The organism is Streptomyces sp. NPDC046349 (assembly GCF_055587885.1).
Genome location: NZ_JBVJFK010000015.1, coordinates 91461 through 113073 on the forward strand (window position 1 = coordinate 91461; position 21613 = coordinate 113073).

A 21613-nucleotide genomic window follows, 5' to 3' on the forward strand; every position below is an offset into this window, starting at 1 on the left:
ATGAAGGTGATGAACGGGATGAAGCGCAGCCGCGGACCGCACCGGGCGAGCGGCCGGCGGGAGCTGCGCCGCGATCCGGGGCCGCCGCGCGGCGGAACCGGGTCCGCCCGGAAGGAGCGGGTGCGGGATGTATGAGGAGACGCCGCTCGAGGACCTGATCAGCAGCGCCGCCCAGGACGCCGGCGGGTGGCTGGGGGCCCTGCCGGTGGCGCTCATGGCCACCGGCAGGGACGGCACGATCGTGCGTTGGAACACCGGCGCGCAGGAGCTGCTCGGCTACGACCCGCCGCAGGTCCTCGGGCGGCACATCGCGGATCTCCTCCACCCCGGCGCCGACCGCAGCCTGGGCCGTTCCCTCTGGGAGACGGCGGCCACCGGCCGCGGGGTGATGGGCACCGTCACCGCCTGGCACCGCGACGGTCACCCGCTGGAGCTGGAGATCTGGGCCTGCCCCGTCCCCGACCGCCGTCACGGCGCCTCGGCCGTGCTGGTGTTCGCTTCGGACGCGCACGCGGCGCGCCGGATCCGGGGGGCCTCGGCGGTCTGGGACGGCCTGTTCGCCCGCTCGCCCGTCGGGATCGCCGTCCTCGACACGCAGCTGCGGTTCCTCCAGGTCAACGCGGCTCTCGAGGCGATGAACGGCCTGACGGAGTCCGCCCACGTGGGCCGTCGGCTCGCCGAGGTGCTGCCCGAGGTGAACGCGGGCGAGATGGAAGAGGCCATGCGCCAGGTGCTGGAGACCGGCGAACCGGTCCTCGACCGCCGCCGCAGCGGCCGCACCCCCGCCGACCCGGACCACGACCACGTGTGGGCGTGCTCGTACGTACGGGTGGAGGACCCCGGCGGCCGGCCGATCGGCGTGATCGCGTCCCTGCTCGACATCACCACGCAGCAGCGCGACCACACCGAGGCCGAGGCCGGGCGCCGCCGGCTGGCCCTGCTCACCGAGGCGAGTTCCCGGATCGGCGCCAGCCTCGACCTCGAGCGGACGGCGCAGGAGCTGGCCGACCTCGCCGTCCCGCACCTCGCCAGTGCCGTCACCGTCGACGTGCTGGACTCGCTCGCGCAGGGCAACGAGCCGGGCATGGGGCTGACCGGCGGTGTCGCGCTGCGGCGTCTGGGCAAGGCTCCGCTGACCGGCACCGCGGTCACCCAGATCCTCGCTCCGCTGGGCCGGACGCTCACCTTCCCCTCGACGGCCCCGTACACCCAGGCCCTCTCGGCCCGTCAGCCCTTCCTGGTCGCCCATCTCGACGCCACGGCCGTCGCCACCGCCGCCCGGCACACCGCCAAGCCCGCGCAACTCGTCGAGACGGGGGTGCACTCGTTCATGATGGTCCCGCTCATCGCGCGGGGTCTCGTCCTCGGTGTGGCCTCCTTCTACCGCACTCCGCCCTTCGAGCCGTTCGGATCCGACGACGTCACCCTCGCCGGCGAACTCGCCGCCCGGGCCGCCATCAGCATCGACAACGCCCGCCTCTACCACCACGAGCACGAGACGGCCGTCGTGCTGCAGCGCAGCATGCTGCCTCAGCACATCACGCCGCCGCCGGGCATCGAGATCGCCCACCGCTACCTGCCTGCGAGCGACGTCAACGAGGTCGGCGGGGACTGGTACGACGTCGTCCCCCTCGCCGGAGGCAGGGCCGGCCTGCTCATGGGGGACGTGATGGGGCACGGCATCGCGGCCGCCGCGGTGATGGGGCGCCTCTCCGCGACCGTTCGTGCCCTCGCGCGCCTCGACATGCCGCCGACGGCGCTGCTCCACCAGTTGGAGGCCGCCCTCGCCGATCTGGCGGAGCCGATGCTCGCGACGTTCCTCTACGTGGTGTGCGACCCGGCCACCGGCCATTGCACGGTCACCCGGGCCGGTCACCCGCCGCCCGCCGTGGCGGAGCCCGACGGCACCGTCTACCTGGTCAAGACCCCGCCCGGGGCCCCGCTCGGCGTCGGCGGGGTCACCTTCACCACCACCGACCTCACGCTTCCGAAGGGGAGCTTGCTGGTCCTGTACACGGACGGGCTGATCGAGGCGCGCAACCGTGACATCGACGAGCGCCTGGGCGAGCTCACCGGCCTCCTCACGGAGCCCCTCCAGCCGCTCGACCACCTGTGCGACTCGTTGATCGCCCATCTCGTCCCGGCGTCCGCCGACGACGACATCGCCCTGCTGACGGCCCGGATCGGCACGAACCACCTGGGCGGCCGGTGACCACGTCCCCGCGCGGGCCGGCGTCCGCCCCGTGCCGGTCCGCCGTCGTCACGCCGGTCGGGTACTCGGCGGCGTGCTCGCAGCATGCCCTCGACGGCCCGGTGCGCGGCGGTCGGAGGCGTCGAAAAGGGCCAGGGTGAGGGCTCCGGCCTGGAGGGAGTCCGCCAGGGCCCGCCGGGTGGCCTCGTCCAGGCCGCCCAGCGCGTCGGCGACCTCCTCGGTGGCATCGCGTGCGATCTCGCAGGCCAGGTCACCGGGCGGGGTACGGGGTCCCAGCTTGCTGACGGCCGAGGCGGCGCGTGCGGGGGTGAGCAGGCCGGTTCCGTGCGCGAGCAGCCAGCCGGGGACACCCGCGGCGCCTTCGGCGGGCGCCTGGTGGGGGCGCGCGCCGTCGAAGCGTTCGTCCTCGGCGAAGGCGGGCTGCTTGGACTTGGCCATGGGCCGGGCGGGCCCCCGCGACGCCTCCGCGGGTTTGACGACCAGGCCCTCCGCCAGGTTGTCGGGCAGCGCCGGCAGACCGAGCAGGCCGGGCAGCCGGGTCGGGAAGAGCACCGGCAGTTCCTGGAGCCGGGCGAGCGGCCCCTCGGCCAGCAGCGGCACACAGTGCAGGCCTGCCCCGCCCGCCGCGGCGCGCAGGGTGCGGTCACCGACCCAGAGCAGGCCGTCCTCGTCGGCGACGGTCGCGTCGAAGGGCAGCCAGACCAGGTCGGGGGCGTACCAGACTCCGGTCTGGACCGCCCCCGCGCCCGGCACAGCCGGCACGTCGGGGTGGGGGTAGCGGCCGCCGGCCAGTTCGCCGTACAGGGTCACGACCGCCGAGGGCCCGGCGTCGGCGGCCTCCCTCAGGTTCTGCGCGCAGCGGGTGGCCGCGACCGCCAGGGCGGGCCAGATCCGGCCCACGCCGAAGAAGTCGTCGAGTCCGCCGTCGCCGAGCAGCTCGCGCCGCTTGGCGGGGTGTGCGCCCGCCCCGTCGCACACAACGGCGAAGTTGGCTCCGTGGATCTTCTCGTGGGCGACCCAGGTCCGGCCGCGGGCCTCGCCCAGCCGGGTGTTCGCGGGGATCTTCGGGTACGGGGACCAGCCGGGTTCACGGTGCACCGGGAGATGGTAGCGATCACGGCCCGTGCCGGTCGGATCCTTTTCGCCTCACCGGCCCGCCGACGGGGCGGCTGCCGCCCGGCCCGGCCGGCGAGATGATCACGGCAGTACGGGCGGTCCCGCACCCCGGCTGGAGAACGTGGACGACATGCCGGCCGAACCGGGCGCCCCCGGGCTCCGACGGCCACTGCGCAGGGCCGCGCCGTCGGGAGGGGTTTTCCGGGGGTCCTAGAGCGGGTCGACGTCCAGGAAGGCAGTGAGGACGGCCTCGCCGCCGCCCGGGGTGCCCGGCAGGGCCAGTTCCGCCCAGATGACCTTGCCCTCGGGGGTGTAGCGGGTGCCCCAGTGCTCGCTGAGCTGCGCCACCAGGAACAGCCCGCGGCCTCCCTCGTCCGTGGTGGCGGCGTAGCGCAGGTGGGGGGCGGTGCTGCTGCCGTCCCACACCTCACAGGTCAGGTTGTGGTCGCGCAGGAGCCGCACCCGCACGGGCCCGCTCCCGTGCCGCAGGGCGTTCGTGATCAGTTCGCTGAGGATCAGTTCCGCGGCGAAGCCGAGGTCCGTCAGTTCCCATTCGTCGAGCTTCTTGGCGGCGACGCTGCGCATGGCGCCGACGGCGCTGGGCTCGAAGGGCACGTCCCACTGGGCGACCCGGTCGGGGCCGAGGGTCCGGGTCCGGGCGATGAGCAGGGCGACGTCGTCGGTCGGCCGGGCGGGGAGCATCATGTCGAGCACGGCCCGGCAGCTGTCGTGGGGATCCCGGTCGGGGTGGCTCAGCGCCGCCCGCAGCAGTTCCAGGCCCTCGCCGATGTCCCGGGTCCGCTCCTCCACCAGGCCGTCGGTGTAGAGGACGAGCTGGCTGCCTTCGGCCAGCTCCAGCTCCGCGGTCTCGAACGGCATGCCGCCCAGGCCCAGCGGGGGTCCGGCGGGCAGCTCGACGATCTGCGTGCTGCCGTCGGGGGCGACCAGGAGCGGCGGCAGGTGGCCCGCGCGGGCCATCGTGCAGCGCTGGGACACCGGGTCGTATACGGCGTACAGGCAGGTGGCGCCGAGTACGCCGCCGTCCGCGTCGTCGGAGTCGCCGTTGTGGTCGTGGTCGATGCGCTGCACGAGGTCGTCCAGGCGGGCGAGGATCTCGTCGGGCGGCAGGTCGAGGGAGGAGAAGTTGTGCACGGCGGTGCGCAGCCGGCCCATGGTGGCCGCGGCGTGCAGGCCGTGGCCGACGACGTCTCCGACGACCAGGGCGACGCGGCTGCCGGGCAGCGGGATGACGTCGAACCAGTCGCCGCCGACCCCCGACTGGGCGGGCAGGTAGAAGTGTGCGACGTCCATGGCGCTCTGTTCGGGCAGGGCGCGCGGCAGCAGGCTGCGCTGGAGGGTCACGGCGAGGGCGTGTTCGCGGGTGTAGCGGCGGGCGTTGTCCATGCTGACGGCCGCGCGGGCGACGAGTTCCTCGGCGAGGGACAGCTCGTCCTCGTCGAAGGGCTCGTGTTTCTGCGACCGCCAGAAGTTGACCACTCCGAGGACGACGCCCCGGGCCATGAGCGGGGCCGCGATGAGCGAGTGGATGCCGTAGTCGACGATGGCGCGGGCGCGCGGCGGGTCCTGGGCCTGCCAGCCGGGAGCCTTGGACAGGTCGGGCACCAGTTCCGCCCGCCCGGTGCCGTAGCCACGGGCCTGCGGGGTGGACGGCAGGAAGTCGATCAGGCGGCCGACGGGGTAGAGGGGGTGGTCGGAGCGGATGCCGCTGATCGCCGTACGGCGCATGTCGGCGCCCGGGGCGGGTTCGTCGCCGTCGATGACCTGGTCGGCGAGGTCGACGGTGACGAAGTCCGCGAAGCGGGGCACGGCGACGGCGGCGAGTTCCTCGGCCGTGCGGACCACGTCGAGGGTGGTGCCGATGTCGCCGCCCGCGTCGTACAGCAGTTTGAGGCGCCTGCGGGCCGTCTCGGCCCGGGCGGTCAGGATCTGCATCTCGGTCGAGTCGCGGATGGTGACCGCCGCGCCCTCGGGCCGGCCGCGGGGATGGGTGGGCCGCTGGTTGACGACGAGGAGGCGGTCGCCGGAGCCGATCACCTCGTCGGTGGCCTCGCGGCCGGAGAGCAGCAGGTCCGCCATCCGGCGCTCCAGGCCGGGCACGTCGCCGATGTGGCGGCCCTCGGCGTCCTCGGGCAGGCCGAGCAGGCGTTTGGCCTCGTCGTTGGCCAGTAGGAGCTGCCCGTCGCCGTCGGTGATCAGAACCCCTTCGCGTACGGCGTGGAGCACCGCGTCGTGGTGCTCGTACATGCGGGTCATCTCCTGCGTGCCGAGCCCGTGGGTCTGGCGGCGCAGGCGTCTGCTGATCAGCCAGGTGCCGACCGTGGCCAGCGCCAGTCCCGTGGCGATGGCCAGGAGAATGACCGGGAGCTGGCGGTCGAGGGCGCCGGTGACGTTCTCGACGGTCAGGCCGGCGGACACCAGGGCGACGACCTCGCCGCCGGGGCCCTTGACGGGGACCACCGCCTGGATCTCCTTGCCGAGGGGGCCCTCGACGCTCTCGGTGTGGACCTCTCCCTGCAGCGACGGCTCGATGTTGCCGACGAACCGTTTCCCGATGCGGTCCGGCTGGGGATGGCTGTAGCGGATGCCGTTGGTGTCCATCACCACGATGAAGTCGACCCCGGCGGCCTTGCGCGTCTCCTCGGCGAGGGGCTGCAGGACCGCGGAGGGGTCGGACGTCTTCAGCGCGGGCTGGAGGCCCAGCTGGTGGGCGAAGGTCTCGGCGACGGCCACCGAGCGATTGCGGGCCTCGCGGTCGATGTCGTGCCGCGACTGGAGCACCAGGGCCAGCAGCGCCCCGGCTGCGAGCAGGACCACGATCGCCACCTGGAGGACGAATACCTGGCCGGCGACGCTTCTGAATCGGTTGCCTAGAGGTGACCGCACCGACGTGCCCGGCACGGGTGGCGACGAGGAATGGTCACGCACCCAGTTGTAGCACTTCCGGGCCTCCATGGCTCCCGGCATGCACAATGCGCGCCGGAAGTGTCACACCTCGTGCCGCTGCGCCGCTCAGGACGACCGGGGGGCGCCGACGGCGCCGAGGGGGCCGGCGGGCGCGGGCGCGGCCTGCGCAGTCCGCGCGGAGCCGGGGGCCTCGGTGGCCGCCGGGGTCTCGGGGACGGTCGGCGTCGGGGCCGGGGTCGGGGATCCCTCAGGTGACTCCGGGGTGCAGACGACCTCGTCGCGCGGGGTGTAGTGGGTCTTGAACTCCTCGCTGCGGACTTCCTTCCCGCCCTGGACGAAGACCCGGCCGACGGTCACGTCGAAGCCCTCCAACGGGGTCTGGACCTCGCAGGCGGGTCCGTTCCCGGTGCGCTTCCCAGGCTCCGTGATGTTGGTACGCGGCCCCTTGGTCGCGCGTATCTCGTCGTACTTCTTGGTGCCGAGGAGGGTGATGGTCAGCGAGGTGTCGGTGGATTCCGCCTGTATGTAGACGGCATTGCCGGAGTCGTTGACCCAGCGCAGGTCGAGGGTGCCCCACGCGACCGTGGCCTCGCGGCCCTCGGGGTAGCGCTCGATGTAGAAGGAGTGGGCGCCGTGCTCGACGGGCTTGAGGCCCGCGAAGAAGACGGCGTTGTACATGGTCGTGGCGACCGCGGAGACGCCGCCGCCGGGCGACTTCACGTACTGGCCGTCGTTGATCATGATGCCGTCGACGAAGCCGTTCTCCTTGGTGCGCTCACCGACCGTGCGGTTGAAGCTCCACTCCTTGCCCGGCTGGACCACGGAGCCGTTGATGAGCTCCACGGCGCGGCCGATGTTGGTGCTGCGGTACGGGGCGGCCGGGAACTCGACGGTGAAGGAGGAGATCTTCTCCTTGATGCCGATCCGCCGCGCCTCCTCACCGGTGAGCTCCGGCTGGACGGCCACGGTGGCGATCTCGCCGCTGCGGGCGGCGCCCGTGCGGGTCAGGAGCGGCAGGACGGCCTGGCCGAGCGCCTCCTCGGTGACCTTCCGCCCCGCACGGCTCTGCTGGGCCATGACCACGGTGCCGTCGGGGCCCACGCGGGGCGCGGCGTCGAGCGGCGGACGGCTGACCTCCTCGATCGGGCGGGCCACGGCGGGTTCGGCCAGCAGCCCCTTGGAGTCGAGGGCGGGCACGAGGCGGCCCTGGGCGTCGGGCCGCATCTTCAGGTGCTCGCCGAGCACGGCGGGGGTGATCGACAAGCTCTTCCCGGCGACGGTGAGCGCGACCGGGCCCGACATGGCGGGCTGGGCGAACCGCTTCAGAGCCCGTCCGGTCTCCTCGGCACCGACGGTCGGCTCTGTGCGCTCGACCGGCAGCACGACCGGGGCGGTGTCCGGGCGAAGGTAGCCGTCACGGAGAGTGTCCAGGGCCCGGTCCTCGACGAGGGTGACGCCGGCCAGGGGGGTGACGGTCTTCGGCGCGCCCTTCTCGAAGGCGATGGCGCCGTCGCGGGGCGCTCGGGCGGTGGTCTCGGCGAGGCGGTCGACCGCGGCGCGGCCCTTCCGCTCGTCCGCGCGGATCACGGGTTCGATGTCGCGCCGGCCGGAGGCGAAGAGGCCGCCGATGACGGTGACGGGGTCGTAGCCCTTGCGTACGGCGCGGTCCACCGTCGCGGCGGTGTCGAGGGACAGGCCGAGCGCGGCGGGATCCACCTTCTCGACGCGGTCGCCGATCTTCATGACGACGGGCGCGGCGGCGGCGGGGCCGAGCTCCCGGTCCAGTGCCCGGCGGGCATGGGCGGCGGTCATACCGCCGATGTCCACGCCGCGCACGCGCGTGCCCTGGTCGACGTCGCCCCCTGCCACGAGTCCGGTGACGTAGAGGCCGCCCAGCCCGAGGACGACCGCTCCGCCCGCCACCATCGGCAGGGCCGTCCGTCGGTTGCCCGCCCAGCCGCGCTCGCGTCCCATGTCACTCCCAGTGGCGCCGACCGTCCTCGGACGACGCAGGCCGCTCACGCGGCGCATAGACGACAGATACCGCGAACCATGATTGCCCCAAAAGGGGCAATTGAAGGACGAATGTAATGGTTCTCACGATCCTGAGGGGTCCGCCCGGCGGTCCGCGCGCCCTGCACGGCCCACCGGGTCCGGCGGCCGGCGCGAGCGTCGGGGCGGCGGCTGCGCCACCGGCCGGGACCGGCCCGTGGGGGGCTCCGGCGATGGACGGAGCCGCCGGGCACGGCGTGCTTCCCGGTGTGCTGCGTCGGCCGCCGGCGAACGTCAACTCGGGCTCCCATCAGGCTCGTTGCCCATGCCGGATCATCGGGATAGATTTCTGGAGAATGTTTCCCATGCGAGCGGGGCAGGCGACGTGTTGGAGCTGACGGGGAGCGGAGCCGAGCCGCTGGAGGCGGAGGATCCGCGCCGGATCGGGCCCATCCCGCTGGCGGGCCGGCTCGGGGCCGGGGGCATGGGACGGGTGTACCTCGGCGTCCAGGAGGGCCGGTACGTCGCCGTCAAGCAGCTGCTGGCCTCCGTCGTCGGTGAGGACCAGGACTTCCTGCGCCGCTTCGGGCACGAGCTGGACAACCTCGCCCGGCTGCCCGCCGACGCCACCGCGCCGCTGCTCGCGGGGGACCGTACGGCGCGACCTCCGTGGTTCGCCACCGCGTACGTGCCCGGGATCACGCTGCGGGAGGCCGTCACCCTGCACGGCGGACCGCTGCCCGCGGACGCCCTGTGGCTGCTGCTGCGGGAGGCGGCGGCGCGCCTGGCGTCGGTGCACGCGCTGGACATGGTGCACCGCGACCTCAAGCCCTCGAACGTCATGCTGACCCTGGACGGTCTGACCCTCATCGACTTCGGGGTCGCCCGGGCCGCCGAACAGAGCCAGCTGACCAGGACCGGCATGGTCGTGGGCACTCCCGCCTACATGGCACCCGAACAGGCCTCGGGAAAACGGGAGCCGAGCGGCGCCACCGACGTGTTCGCGCTGGGTTCGGTCCTCGCGTACGCGGCATGCGGCCGACCGCCCTTCGGGGACGAGTCGGGGCACGGCGTGCTGTACCGGATCGTCCACGAGGAGCCCGACCTGGAGCCGCTGCGGGCACTGGAGCCGGAGCTCGCCGAGCTCGTCGGGGCCTGTCTCGCCAAGGACCCGGACGACCGCCCCACGGCGCCGGAACTCCTCGAACGCGCTTCCCGGCAGGGCCCGTTCACGCTGCCGCTGTGGCCGGCGGGGATCGACGAGCGCCTCACCGAGCGGGCCGCCTTCGCCGCGGACGTGCAGGACCTCGACGTGCCCACGCTCCCGCTGGTCGGCGAGAAGCCGGACCCCGCGGCAGCCGTGGAGGAGAAGCAACGAGGGGGGAGGGCGGCGGAGCCCGAGGCTCCCGGGCCCGAGGCCGCGCCCGCCGCCGGGCCCCGGACGGACGGACCCGAGGGGCCGGAGCGGCGCGAGCGGCGCGAGCGGCGCCGTCGTACGCGTGTCCTGCTCGCGGTCCTGCCCGTCGTCGTGGTCTCGGGCGGTACGACGCTCGCCATCCAGTACTTACCCCACGGGTCCGCGCCCCGGCCCGAGGCGCAGAACACCCCGAACGCTCCCGTGACGGCCCCGGCGGACCCGGCGCACGCGGCCGGCGGCAGCCCCTCCGGCACGGCCTTGCCCGCGCAACCACCGGCCCAGGACCCGGGGCAGGCACCGGGCACGACAGGCGCAGCACCGGTCACGGCGGTCGGCGGTACCGGAGCGGGCCCGGGGGCGGTTCCCGGCGGCGGCGCCCAGCCCGGCTCGAGCGGCACCGCAGCCTCGGCGAACGCGGGCGGCGGCGGATCCCGCCCGTCTGCCGGGGGAACCTCCACGGCGCCCACGACGGCCCCCGCGCAGCCCCCCTCACTCCCCGACTCCGGGACCTACCGCTACCGCAACGGCAACAACGGCAAGTGCATCACCCAGGTCTTCGGGTCCTCCGACTTCGGGGACTGCGCGAGCGGGTCCGCCCGCTGGACCGTGCAGAGCCGGTCGGACGGAAGCTTCAAGCTGGTCAACCGGCAGAGCGGAGGCTGCCTCTACTCCAACGGACTCGGCCAGGCCGTCTTCGTCGGCGACTGTGCCCAGGACCTCGGCCGGGTCTGGCGCACCGGTTCGGGCGGCAGCCTCCGCAGCGACCTCGGCGGCGGCTGCCTCGACCTCGGCATGAGCAGCGGCCTCGTGACCAAGACGTGCGGCGGGGAGGCCTCCCAGCGCTGGACGAAGCTGAGCTAGTGCGGTGGCCGGCGGGGGTCGCCCCGTCACGGCACCGGGCCGGGGCCGGCCGGAGTCCGGCGCGCCCGCGACCGCTGCCTCCCCAAGATCGACGGGATGGCAGACTGGCCGGCCGTGCAGCGAATCGAGAGGACGGGCACCATCGTGCGACGGCAACGAGGGCACACCACCCCGGCGTCCCTGGCCCTGGCTGCCTTGATGACGGCGACGGGAACGGCCTGCGGGGGCCCGTTCCAGGATCTCGGCCCGCTGCCTCCGCGCTTCTCCGGTCCGCCGCTGTCCGCGGACGCGGTGGTGTCCGAGATGACATCGGTGCTGGCGGCGGAGGGCATCACGGTGGCCCGGCAGCCTTCGGACGTAGTGGGCCGGTGCGCCGAGCGGCTGATGGGCCGCCACGCCCCCGGGACGGTCGACTCGGCCCTCGCGGCGGCCGTCGAGCGGGCCCGTTCCGAGCACGGCTGGCAGGCCGGCCCCGACCTGGGCAACGGAACGCTGACCCTCACGAAGGGCAATTGGACCGCCCTGACGGTCCTGCCGTCCCCGGAACCCGGGCAGAACCTCGACTCTGCAGTGGTCATGTCCTTGACCTGCGTGGACGGAGGCAGCCCTGATGCGACCCCGCCGCCCGCCCCCGCGCCGAAGCCCTCCTGAACGCCGCGCCGCACGGCCGTGTGCCGGAGCGGTGGTACCTCCGGCACACGCCCGGGCCACGCGTCAGAAGGCTCGCAGGAGGTACTTGGTGCGGAAGCCGCCACTGGTCGAGCAGTCGAGGGTGCTCTGCGTGCTCGTGTAGGTGAAGCCGGAGGGGACGGTGCACGCCCACAGGCCGGTCTTCGGGGTTCGCAGCAGGTACTTGGTGCGGAAGCCGCCACCGGTCGAACAGTCGAGGGTGTTCTGGGTGGAGGAGTAGGTGAACCCGTCGGACACGGTGCAGGCCCACAGGTTGTCGGCGGGCGGCTGGACGAAGTAGTAGGTGCGAAAGCCGCTGTCCCCGCAGTTCAGCGTGTTCTGGGTGGAGGAGTAGGTGTATCCGGGCGGGACGGTGCAGGACCAGAAGCCGGCGGCGGCCGCAGCCGGTGCCCCGGCCGGGGGTGAGGCGGACGCCGTGGCGGGGACGAGGGCGGTGGCCAGCATGGCGGCCGCACTGCCGCCACCGAGCAGCAGCGTACGCAGTTTCGATCGGATCACGGGATGCACTCCAGGCTCGTTGTTCACCGGACGGAACCGTGCAAAGGGAGGCACCGGTATCTGCTCTTCCCCGGGCCTCCGCGGGGCGCGCGCTGGAATGCTGGCAGCCGCATAGTCCGGGGGCAAGGGCGGCCATGCCCCTGCCCACCGACTTCCGGCCGCCTTGCACAGGGCCCTGACCTGCGTGGCGGTCGAGGGCGGGTGGACCGGTACGGCCTCAGCCCGGCCGGAAAGCTACACGGGCAGGGGCGGCAGGGGCGCCTCGTACAGCCAGGCCGAGTACAGGTCGTCCAGCGGATCGGCCGCGTAGCGGGCGGCGTGGGCGGTGAAGGCGGCGGTGCTCACGACGCCGTGGCGGTGCACGGTGGCCCAGTCGCGGAGCATGCGGAAGAAGCCCTCCTCGCCCAGGGCGCGGCGGATCGCGTGAACGGCCAGGCCTCCGCGCTGGTACAGGCGGTCGTCGAACATCAGCTTCCGGCCGGGGTCGACCAGTCGCAGGTCCTGCGGCCGGGAGGTCAGAGACCGGTGCGCGGCGGCCGCCTGCTCGTGGGCGCTGCGGCCTCCGGAGCGCTCCGACCAGAGCCATTCGGCGTACTTCGCGAAGCCCTCGTTGAGCCAGATGTGCCGCCAGTCGGCGATGGTCACGCTGTTGCCGAACCACTGGTGCGCGAGCTCATGGGCGATGAGGCGCTCCGACCCGCGGACGCCGTCCAGGTGGTTGGCCCCGAAGAGGGAGAGGCCCTGTGCCTCCACCGGTACGTCCAGTTCCTCGTCGGCGACGACCACCGCGTACTCGCCGAAGGGGTAGGGGCCGAAGAGCTCCTCGAAGAGCTGCATCATTGCGGGCTGCCGGGCGAAGTCCCGGGCGAACCGCGACAGCAGGTGGGCGGGGACGTGGGCGCTCTGGGTCACGCCGCCGAGACCGGGGTCGCCGAGGAGAACCGTCTGGTACATGCCGATGGACAGGCCGACCAGATAGCTGGACGTCGGCGCGGGCTGCTCGTACACCCAGGTGGTGGTGCTGGCTCTGGTGGTACGGGTGAGCAGCCGGCCGCCGGCCACGACGGTGTAGGCGGACGGCGTGTTGACGGAGATCTGGTACGAGGCCTTGTCGGCGGGGCGGTCGTTGCACGGGTACCAGGAGGGGGCGCCGACCGGCTGGCTGGCCACGAGCGCGCCGTCGGTCAGTTCCTCCCAGCCGAGGCCGCCCCAGGGACTGCGCACCGGCTTGGGGTTGCCCGACCAGGTCACGTCGACGGTGAATGCGGCTCCGGCGGGCAGCGGCTTGGCCGGCCGGATGCGCAGCCGGCCGCCGCGGTGGGTGTACTGCGGCGCCCGGCCGTTGACCAGGACACGGCCTGTCTTGAAGTCGGCCAGGTTCAGATGGAACTCGGTGAGCGGTGCCCGTCCGGCAATCGCGCTGAGGCGGCCGGTTCCGGCCAGCCGGTTGGGTCCGGGGCGGTAGTCCAGGCTGATCTCGTACCGGTGCACGCGGTATCGGGAGTCGCCGTTGGCCGGAAAGTACGGATCCGATACCGATGTCGTCTGGCCGCTCACTGCCGCTTCCGCTCCCTGCGCCGTGCTCGTACGACGTGCTGGTGTGCCCTGCCGTGCCTGCTGCCGTCTGTGCCCCGGCCGGCGCGACCGTCCCTCAGGACCGCCACGCCTCGATCGGGTTGCCGAGCCAGCGGGTGTCGGCCGGGACGGACTCCCCGGCCATCACGAGGGAGGCGGGGCCCAGGGTGCTGCGCGCCCCGACCGTGCTGCCGGGCAGGACGATTCCGCCAGGGCCCAGGGTGGCGCCCGCACGGAGGATCACAGTATCCGTCCTCAAGATCCGGTCGTGGAAGAGGTGTGTCTGCAACACACAGCCGCGGTTCACACTGACGCCGTCGCCCAGCGTGACCAGGTCGGTCTCGGGGAGCCAGTAGCTCTCGCACCACACGCCGCGGCCGATCCGGGCGCCGAGTCCGCGCAGCCACAGGGCCATCAGCGGCGTCCCGGGCACCGAACCGGCCGGCCAGGGCACCGCCAGGACCTCGACGAAGGTGTCGGCGAGCTCGTTGCGCCATACGAAGCCGCTCCACAGCGGGTGCTCGCCGGGCCGGTGCCGGCCCACCAGGAGCCACTTCGCGGTGACCGCCACGCAGCACGCGGCCGCTCCGGCGGCCAGCAGGACGGCCCCCGACAGCAGCGCGGCGCCCCAGACGCCCAGGCCGCTCCACACGCTCAGCGCGCACAGGGCCGCCGCGGTCAGCACGGCCAGGGCCGCTGAGCAGAACACCGGGACGAGGCGGCACAGCTCCACCAGGCCGCGCGCCCACAGCAGGTGCGCGGGCGGGTCGTAGGTCCGGCTCCGGTCGGCGGCGGCCGCGGACCGGGGCAGCTTGACCGGCGGCAGGCCCAGGTACGAGCTGCCCTTCTTGGCCTTCTTCGGGGCGGCGGACAGGACGCCGACCAGGCCGTCGTCGGGCACGGTACGGCCAGGAGCTGCCATGCCGGAATTGCCGAGGGAGGGCCGGCGGCCGATCGCGGAGTGCCCGATCCGCACCCAGCCGCCGCCCAGCTCGAAGGGTGCGGTGAGGGTGTCGTCGGCGAGGAAGGCGCCTTCGCCCACGGTGGTGAGGCTCGGCAGCGCCAGGACGGTCGAGACCTCGGCACCTCGGCCGATCTTCATGCCGAGCAGGCGCAGCCAGACCGGGGTGATCAGCCCGGCGTAGAGCGGGAAGAGGGTCTCCCTGGCCAGGTCCATCAGCTGGATGACGGTCCAGGCCTGCCAGCCGATCCGGCTGTGCGTCGGATGGTTGCCGGCGCGCAGGCCGAGGCTGAGCAGGCGTACGGCGGCCAGCAGGAGCAGCGCGTAGGCGAGGCCGAAGGCGAGTGCTGCCGGCACCACGGCGACCAGCGCCCCGCGCAGGGCCTCGGCGAGCTGGGCGTCCGCGGGTACGAACCGGCTCAGCACGAGCAGGGCGGGCACGGCGGCGAGGACGGGCAGCACCGTGAGGCAGAAGCCGGTGGCCCCGTACATGGCCCGCCAGTGGACGGCGCGCGGCGGGCGTTCGTCGGGCCAGTTGTGTTTGGCCTTGCCGAGTTTGACGGCGGGCGCGCCGGCCCAGCGCTGGCCGGTCGGGACGGTCCCGACCACGGCGGAGCCGGGGGCGACCTCGGCCCGCTTGCCGATGCGCGCGCCGGGGAAGAGCATGCTGCGGGTGCCGACCACCGCTCCTGCTCCGATCCGGACGGGTCCGATCTCGAGCTGGTCCCCGTCCAGCCAGTGCCCGGAGAGGTCGACCTCGGACTCGACGGCGCAGCCGCGGCCGAGCTTGAGCATGCCGGTGACGGGGGGCAGCGCGTGCAGGTCGACCTCGGGGCCGACCTTGGCGCCGAGGGCGCGGGCGTAGCGTTCGAGCCAGGAGCCGGTCAGGGAGGTCGCACCCGCGTATTCGGCCAGCCGCTCGGCCGTCCAGAGCCTGAGGTGCACGCTGCCGCCCCGCGGGTGCCGTCCGGGCTTCACCCCGCGCAGGAGCAGGCGGGCGCCGCCGGCGGCGATGGCGAGACGGCCAGGGGGGCTGAAGAGCAGGACGGCGCCGGCGGCGACGAGCCACCAGGAGGCGGTCGGCGCCCACGGGTAGGGCCCGAACCGGTGCAGTACGTTCCCCAGCGCCAGCAGTGCGACCGTCCAGCGCAGGCCGAGCACGGTGAGCAGCGGAAGCAGCAGGAGCGATTGGACGGCTTGGGAGCGCAGCGGCACCGGTGCGACGGAGCGGACCGCGCCCTCGTCGGGTACGCACTTCTCCAGGCGGCGGGCCAGTTTGCGCAGGGTGGGCTGCTGGTAGATGTCGAGGACGGCGGCGCTCGGGTAGCGGGTGCGCAGCCGGGTCGTGAGCTGGGCCGCGGCGAGGCTGTTGCCGCCGATGGTGAAGAAGTCGTCGAAGGCGCTGGTGACGGCCGCTCCGAGGGTCTCGCGCCACTGCTCGGCGAGCCAGGCCTCGGTGCCGTGGAGCTCTTCGGCGGGGCCGGCGGTGTCCAGGTCGGGCAGCGGCCAGGGCAGCGCGTCGCGGTCCACCTTGCCGGAGGTGCGGGTGGGCAGTTCGGCGACGGGGGCGAGGAGGGGTACGAGGGCCGCGGGGAGCTCGGCGCGCAGTCGTTCGACGGCCGCCGCACGGTCCCAGCCGTCCTGGGTGACGAGGTATCCGACGAGCAGCTGGTTGCCGCTGCGCGCGGTGCGGACCGCGGCCGCCGCGCCGGCCACGTGCGGCAGGGCCTGGAGGGCGGCGTCGACCTCGCCGAGTTCGATGCGGCGGCCGCCGAGTTTGATCTGCTCGTCGGCGCGGCCGAGGAAGACGAGTCCTTCGGGTTCGGCGCGGACGAGGTCGCCGCTGCGGTAGGCGCGCGGCCATCCGAGTGACGGGAGCGGGGCGTACTTCTCGGCGTCCTTGTCGGGGTCGAGGTAGCGGGCCAGACCGACGCCGCCGATGACGAGCTCGCCGCTGCCGCCCATGGGCACCGGGTCTCCGCACCCGTCGACGACGGCGAGTTCCCAGCCGTTCAGGGGGAGGCCGATGCGGATGGGTTCCCCGCCGGTCAGAAGGGCGGCGCAGGCGACGACGGTGGCTTCGGTGGGGCCGTAGGTGTTCCAGACCTCGCGGCCCTCGGTGACCAGGCGCTGGGCGAGTTCGGGCGGGCAGGCCTCGCCGCCGAAGATGAGCAGCCGGACCTCGCCGAGGGCCTCGGGCTCCCAGAGGGCGGCCAGGGTCGGCACCGTGGAGACCACGGTGATCTCCTGTTCCACCAGCCAGCAGCCGAGGTCGGCGCCGCTGCGGACCTGGCTGCGCGGGACGGGTACGAGGCAGGCGCCGTAGCGCCAGGCCAGCCACATCTCCTCGCAGGAGGCGTCGAAGGCGACGGACAGTCCGGCCATGACCCGGTCGCCGGGACCGATCGGATCGTCGGCGAGGAAGAGGGCGGCTTCGGCATCGACGAAGGCGGCGGCGCATCGGTGGGTGACGGCGACGCCCTTGGGTCTGCCGGTGGAGCCGGAGGTGAAGATGATCCACGCGTCGTGCTCGGGGCCGGGGCGCGTGGAGCGGTCGCCGGGGCGGGCGGGGCCGGTGCTGCCGTCGGCGCTGGCGGTGTCGGTGATGGCGATGCGCCCGCCGGCGCCCACGACGGCCCGTACCCCGGCCTCGCCGAAGACCAGGTCGGCCCGGTCGTCCGGGTCCTCGGCGTCGACGGGCACATAGGCGGCCCCCGCGGCGAGGACGGCGAGGACCGCCACGTACAGCTCGTTGGTCCCGGACGGGACGCGTACGCCGACCCGGTCGCCGGCCCCGACTCCGGCGGCGGCGAGGGCGCGGCGGCCGCGGTCGACCTGGGCGGCCAGGGCCCGGTAGCTGAGGCGGGTGGCGCCGTCGTCGAGGGCGGGTTCGTCGGGATACGCCCGTACGGAGGCCTCGAAGACGTCGAGAAGGGTGCGGGGCGGGGCGGCGGGTCCGGCGCGGAAACGTGCCGCCTTGCCGGGCTCCTCGTACGGAGCCGTACCTCCGTCCGGGGTGTCGCAGGCGCCGCGGTCGTCGAGGAGAGAGAGTTCGGTGCGTTCGGGTGTGGCTGGCATCGGCCCTCGGGTGTCGTTCCGGTAATGGGTCCGGTTCATCGGCAGAGACCTGATTAACCCTTTTTGTTCCGGTCTGTCGCCGAACAACCCACCAGCCTAGTGCGCGGTCAAGGATTTTCTCGTTGAAGCTTCGCGTGTGGCCGGTTGACGACGGTCGGCCGTTCGCCGGGGACCGGGAACTCTCACTTCTCGACCGTGTAGCGCACGCGCGCCCACAGGGGCAGGGCGAACCAGCACAGCAGGTACCAGGCCACCACTCCGGCCACCAGCCACGGCACGACGGCGTCGTGGGTGGCCACCCGCAGGACGAGGAAGAGCGCCGCCGTGCACGTCGCCAGCAGCAGGACGAGGCCGGCGAAGGTGAGGCGCGAGGCCCAGGCCACGGCCTCGGGTTTGATCCGGCGGCCCGAGACGACGCGGTGGAAGGCCACAGGGCCGATGAGCGCGCCCGTGGCCAGGGAGCCGAGGACGATGGTGACGATGTAGATCGTCTTGTCGGTCTGCGGAAGCTCGTGGAAGAGCGGGGTGAAGACGACGGTCAGGAGGAAACCGAAGAGGATCTGTACGCCCGTCTGGGCGACGCGTATCTCCTGGATCAGTTCTTGCCACTGCCGGTCGGCGCGCTCCTTCTCGCTCTCGTCCCGTCCTTGGTTCCTCTGGTCGGTGGCGTCGGACATGCCGTCTCCCTGGGTTCGTGTGCGGCGGGCCGGGTGGCCCCTGACGCACGGGCCCGAATACTGCTTCCAGCTTCCCCGGACCCGTCGGCGAAGGGACTGTCGTCGAGGCCGTCCAGGAGGTCGGCCGGATGCCGGTACACGGCGCGGGCGCCTGCTTCCTCGAGGTCCTGCCGGGGGATCCCGCCGCTGAGCAGTCCCACAGCGACGACGCCGGCCCGCGTGGCGGCCGTCATGTCCCACACGCTGTCGCCGACGAAGACCGAGTCGGCCGCGGCCGCGCCGGCGAGTCCGAGGGCGTGCACCACCGGATCGGGGGCGGGTTTGCCCTCGCTGACGTCGTCGGCGCTCGCGGTCGCGGTGATGGCGTCGTCGGCGCCGATGGCGGCCCTGAGCGCGGCGAGCTCGGCCGCGCTCGCGGACGTCACGAGGACGACCCGCCAGCCCCTGCGGTCGAGCTCGCGCAGCAGTTCGGCGGCGCGGTCGAGACCGGCCAGCCGCTCGAAGTAGGTGGCGTACAGCGTGTCGTGCGCCGCCGTGAGCCGCTCGTCCCCGCTCGTGTCGTGGTCCTCCCCCAGCAGGTGGCCGATGAGGTCCTCGCCCGGCAGGCCGATGGCGCGGTGGATGTCGTGCGTCGCCACGGTGTGGCCGCCCTGCCGCAGCGCCTCCCACCAGCATGTGACGTGCAGGTGGTTGGTGTCGGTGAGCGTCCCGTCGACGTCGAACAGCGCGGCTCGGGTCATCTTCCACCTCCTGCGGACCGGCGCCCGGATCCGTTTCGGACCCTCGACGGCTGCGCCTCGTAGGCGGCGCCTACCCCCGACGCCCCCGCCCACTCGCTCCGTGTTCACCGCCCCCGGGGGTTTCGGCGGCGGTGAACGGGTAAGGCGTATGCCGTCCGGACACGGAAACCGGCCGGGCGCCGGATCGAACGAGGGAGTCCTCCGTGAACCAGCCTGCTGCCGACGCGGCCGGCGGGACCCGTCCCGCGGAGGTCCTGAGCCTGCCCTCCAAGGCCGACGGCGCCCTCCCCGAGGACCACACCCAGGCGATCCTGGATGTCACCAAACGCGTGGCGGCTCTGCTCAAGCAGTCCGGGCAGCCGTTCGCGCTCGCCGGCAGCGTGGCCGCGTTCGCCCACGGCGTCCCGGCCCGGTTCCAGCACGACACGGACTTCTGCATGCGGCGCGAGGACGCGGAGGCGGCGATCAAGGCCTTGGAGGACGGCGGCATCGAGATGCGGGGTGCCGCCGAGGACTGGCTGGTCAAGGGCCGTGCGGGAGGAGAGGAGATCGACCTGATCTTCGAACTCGCCCGCCGGCCGGTCGGGACGGAGCTGCTGGAGCGGGCCAGCGTGAAGTCGGTGGACTCCGTATGGATGCCGGTCCTCTCCCCCACCGACCTGATGGACAGCCTGCTCGCCGCCCTGTCCGAGCACTACTGCGACTTCGGTGATCTGCTGCCGATGGCCCGGACGCTGCGCGAGCAGATCGACTGGGGCCGGCTGGACCGCGTGCACCGGGACTCCCCGCTGCCGGACGCCTTCCTCTATCTCCTCGACCGTCTCCACGTCATCGACCGGGGGAAGGGGACCTCATGACTTCCGTCGAGAACCTCGACTACCGCGTGGAGCACCTGCGCGAGCGCCTGGCACGCGAGGACATCGCCGAGCTCGGCGTGCGGGTGGAGGCGCGGGGGGCCTGGGTGATGATCTGGGGCGGCGTGGCCGACGACGCGTCCCGGGCGGACGTGCTGCGGATCGCGGCGGAGGAACTGGAGGGCGTGCCCTGGCACGAGGACCTGACCGTGCAGCGCGCGGGACCGCCCGGGACGGCGGAGGTGCTGTCGTGATCCGCATCGCCGCCGTCGGGGACATCCACCTCGGACCGGGCAGTGCCGGTACCCTGCGGCCTGCCTTCGACACGCTCGGCGACTGCGCGGACCTGCTGCTGCTGGCCGGGGACCTCACCCGGCACGGCACCCGCGAGGAGGCTCGGGTGGTGGCTGCGGAGGTCGCCGGGCTGCCCGTGCCGGTCGTCGCCGTCCTCGGCAACCACGACTACCAGAGCGACCAGTCCGACCTCGTCGCCCGCGAGCTGGCCGAGGAGGGCGTCCACGTTCTGGAGGGCGACGGCGTCACCCTCGACATCCGCGGCGTCACCGTGGGGATCGCCGGGACCAAGGGCTTCGGCGGGGGGTTCGCGGGCCGGAGCGCCACGGAGTTCGGGGAGCCTGAGATGAAGGCCTTCATCCGGTACTCCCGGGCATGCGCGGACGGGCTCGGCCGCACCCTGAGCGAACTGCGTGACCGGGGCAGCAGCCTGCGGGTGGCCCTCACCCACTTCTCGCCCGTGCCGGACACCCTGGCGGGCGAGCCCCTGGAGATCTATCCCTTCCTCGGCAGCTACCTGCTGGCGGAGGCCATCGACGGGGCCGGGGCGGACCTGGCGGTCCACGGCCACGCACACCTGGGCACCGAACACGGGATGACGGGCGGGGGGGTGCGGGTGCGCAACGTCGCCATGCCCGTCATCGACCGCGCCTTCGCCGTCTACCACCTCGCTCCGCCCTCGGGCTGAAGGCCGCGCGCACGGTGTGGGCCGCCGGAAGGGTCAGGCCCGCCGCGACCGGGTATATAACCGGACGGGAAACCCACGACGGCCCTGCTGCGTCCCGCGCAGCCCCCCAACCCGTCGGAGGACACTCATGACCCCCCTGCCCCGCGACACCCTGGACCCCGCCCATACGGGGTACCCGGTGGACACCATCGAGATTCCCGAGAACCCCCTCGCCGTCAGCACGGACGACGCCCGGAGCCTTTCCGTCGCGCTCTTCCACCGCCTGCGCTCCCTGGCCGAGGGCACCGCGGAATACTCCTACGTACGCAACACGCTGGTGGAGCTGAACCTCAGCCTGGTGAAGTACGCCGCCCGGCGCTTCCGCAACCGCAGCGAACCCTTCGAGGACATCGTCCAGGTCGGCACCATCGGCCTGATCAAGGCCATCAACCGGTACGACGTCGAGCGCGGGGTCGAGTTCGCGACCTTCGCCGTGCCCACCATCACGGGCGAGATGAAGCGCTTCTTCCGGGACACCAGCTGGTCCGTGAAGGTCCCCAGGCGCCTGCAGGAGCTGCGCCTCGACATGGCGAAGTGCTGCGACGCGATGGAACAGGACCTGGGCCGCCGGCCCACCGACCACGAACTCGCGGAGCACCTGGGCGTCAGCGACGACGCCCTGGCCGAGGGCCGACAGGCCGCGAACTGCTACGTCGCCGAATCCCTCAGCACCTCCGTCGGCCAGGACGCGGACGGCGGCGCGCTGCCGCGTTCCCTGGGCACGGAGGAGGAGGCGTACGAGCGGATCGAGGACCTGGAGACGCTGAAACCCCTCCTGTCCGCGCTCGGTGAGCGCGACCGGCTGGTTCTGCAGCTGCGCTTCGGCGAGGAGCTCACCCAGTCGCAGATCGGCGAGCGCCTCGGCATCTCCCAGATGCACGTGTCCAGGCTGCTGAGCCGGATCATGGCGAGGCTGCGCACCGGAATGCTCGAGGACCCTCTGGAGGACCCCGGCGACGCTGAGCAGGAGGACGACGGAACTCCCTGACGGACCTT

General features: G+C 73.3%; 14 protein-coding genes and 1 pseudogene. 7 read left to right on the forward strand and 8 right to left on the reverse strand.

Translation table 11 applies throughout. The annotated features are described in order from the left end of the window. Positions 1–127: 127 nt before the first annotated feature. Positions 128–2212 carry a SpoIIE family protein phosphatase gene (locus tag ACZ6JS_RS30770; RefSeq protein WP_469302797.1) on the forward strand — a complete coding sequence of 695 codons (2085 nt, stop codon included), beginning with the start codon at positions 128–130 and terminating at the stop codon, positions 2210–2212. A 48-nt stretch (positions 2213–2260) separates the two neighbouring features. Here the strand turns inward: ACZ6JS_RS30770 and ACZ6JS_RS30775 are convergent, their stop codons facing one another. From ACZ6JS_RS30775 to ACZ6JS_RS30785, 3 genes are all read right to left on the reverse strand, one after another. Continuing rightward, positions 2261–3310, reverse strand: coding sequence for an RNA ligase family protein (locus ACZ6JS_RS30775; protein ID WP_469302798.1), 1050 nt, complete (start codon positions 3308–3310; stop codon positions 2261–2263). 228 nt (positions 3311–3538) lie between these two features. Further along, entirely contained in the window at positions 3539–6172 is a 2634-nt protein-coding gene (locus ACZ6JS_RS30780) for a SpoIIE family protein phosphatase (protein ID WP_469302800.1), read from the reverse strand. A 186-nt stretch (positions 6173–6358) separates the two neighbouring features. Further along, positions 6359–8227 carry a VanW family protein gene (locus tag ACZ6JS_RS30785; RefSeq protein WP_469302802.1) on the reverse strand — a complete coding sequence of 623 codons (1869 nt, stop codon included), beginning with the start codon at positions 8225–8227 and terminating at the stop codon, positions 6359–6361. Positions 8228–8630: 403 nt separating this feature from the next. On the opposite strand from ACZ6JS_RS30785, the gene ACZ6JS_RS30790 reads away from it, so the two are divergent. Both ACZ6JS_RS30790 and ACZ6JS_RS30795 read left to right on the forward strand, forming a co-directional pair. Continuing rightward, positions 8631–10523 (forward strand): serine/threonine-protein kinase, encoded by a 1893-nt coding sequence (locus tag ACZ6JS_RS30790; protein ID WP_469302804.1) that lies wholly within the window; start codon positions 8631–8633, stop codon positions 10521–10523. 96 nt (positions 10524–10619) lie between these two features. Continuing rightward, positions 10620–11174 carry a hypothetical protein gene (locus tag ACZ6JS_RS30795; RefSeq protein ID WP_469302806.1) on the forward strand — a complete coding sequence of 185 codons (555 nt, stop codon included), beginning with the start codon at positions 10620–10622 and terminating at the stop codon, positions 11172–11174. Positions 11175–11237: 63 nt separating this feature from the next. Here the strand turns inward: ACZ6JS_RS30795 and ACZ6JS_RS30800 are convergent, their stop codons facing one another. The 5 genes and pseudogenes from ACZ6JS_RS30800 to ACZ6JS_RS30820 all read right to left on the reverse strand — a co-directional run. After that, the gene (locus tag ACZ6JS_RS30800; protein WP_469302808.1) at positions 11238–11711 is read right to left on the reverse strand and encodes a hypothetical protein; all 474 of its coding nucleotides are present in this window, start codon (positions 11709–11711) and stop codon (positions 11238–11240) included. Between the two features lie 234 nt (positions 11712–11945). Continuing rightward, positions 11946–13268, reverse strand: coding sequence for a M1 family metallopeptidase (locus ACZ6JS_RS30805; protein WP_469302810.1), 1323 nt, complete (start codon positions 13266–13268; stop codon positions 11946–11948). A gap of 94 nt (positions 13269–13362) precedes the next feature. Then, positions 13363–17325 carry a Pls/PosA family non-ribosomal peptide synthetase gene (locus tag ACZ6JS_RS30810; RefSeq protein WP_469302811.1) on the reverse strand — a complete coding sequence of 1321 codons (3963 nt, stop codon included), beginning with the start codon at positions 17323–17325 and terminating at the stop codon, positions 13363–13365. Between the two features lie 182 nt (positions 17326–17507). Further along, entirely contained in the window at positions 17508–18002 is a 495-nt protein-coding gene (locus tag ACZ6JS_RS30815; RefSeq protein ID WP_469302812.1) for a DUF6328 family protein, read from the reverse strand. A gap of 86 nt (positions 18003–18088) precedes the next feature. After that, positions 18089–18742, reverse strand: a pseudogene (locus tag ACZ6JS_RS30820) (HAD family hydrolase); the annotation flags it as partial. 203 nt (positions 18743–18945) lie between these two features. On the opposite strand from ACZ6JS_RS30820, the gene ACZ6JS_RS30825 reads away from it, so the two are divergent. From ACZ6JS_RS30825 to ACZ6JS_RS30840, 4 genes are all read left to right on the forward strand, one after another. Further along, entirely contained in the window at positions 18946–19599 is a 654-nt protein-coding gene (locus tag ACZ6JS_RS30825; protein ID WP_469302814.1) for a nucleotidyltransferase family protein, read from the forward strand. Beyond that, a complete protein-coding gene (locus ACZ6JS_RS30830) occupies positions 19596–19850 on the forward strand; it encodes a hypothetical protein (protein ID WP_469302816.1) in 255 nt (84 codons plus the stop codon). The genes ACZ6JS_RS30825 and ACZ6JS_RS30830 overlap by 4 nt, the downstream gene beginning before the upstream one ends. After that, on the forward strand, positions 19847–20578 hold the full coding sequence (locus tag ACZ6JS_RS30835) for a metallophosphoesterase family protein (protein WP_469302817.1): 732 nt from the start codon (positions 19847–19849) through the stop codon (positions 20576–20578). Before ACZ6JS_RS30830 ends, ACZ6JS_RS30835 begins: the two co-directional genes overlap by 4 nt. Before the next feature lie 127 nt (positions 20579–20705). Further along, positions 20706–21605: a SigB/SigF/SigG family RNA polymerase sigma factor gene (locus ACZ6JS_RS30840; RefSeq protein WP_469302819.1), complete on the forward strand. Its 900-nt coding sequence runs from the start codon at positions 20706–20708 to the stop codon at positions 21603–21605. Positions 21606–21613 lie beyond the last annotated feature (8 nt).

What these genes read in the sequence shown, in the direction of transcription:
- ACZ6JS_RS30770 (WP_469302797.1), top strand. Translation starts at nt 128, where the DNA reads ATGTATGAGGAGACGCCGCTCGAGGACCTGATCAGCAGCGCCGCCCAG.
- ACZ6JS_RS30785 (WP_469302802.1), bottom strand. Translation starts at nt 8,227, where the DNA reads ATGGGACGCGAGCGCGGCTGGGCGGGCAACCGACGGACGGCCCTGCCG.
- ACZ6JS_RS30795 (WP_469302806.1), top strand. Translation starts at nt 10,620, where the DNA reads ATGGCAGACTGGCCGGCCGTGCAGCGAATCGAGAGGACGGGCACCATC.
- ACZ6JS_RS30810 (WP_469302811.1), bottom strand. Translation starts at nt 17,325, where the DNA reads ATGCCAGCCACACCCGAACGCACCGAACTCTCTCTCCTCGACGACCGC.
- ACZ6JS_RS30815 (WP_469302812.1), bottom strand. Translation starts at nt 18,002, where the DNA reads ATGTCCGACGCCACCGACCAGAGGAACCAAGGACGGGACGAGAGCGAG.
- ACZ6JS_RS30830 (WP_469302816.1), top strand. Translation starts at nt 19,596, where the DNA reads ATGACTTCCGTCGAGAACCTCGACTACCGCGTGGAGCACCTGCGCGAG.
- ACZ6JS_RS30840 (WP_469302819.1), top strand. Translation starts at nt 20,706, where the DNA reads ATGACCCCCCTGCCCCGCGACACCCTGGACCCCGCCCATACGGGGTAC.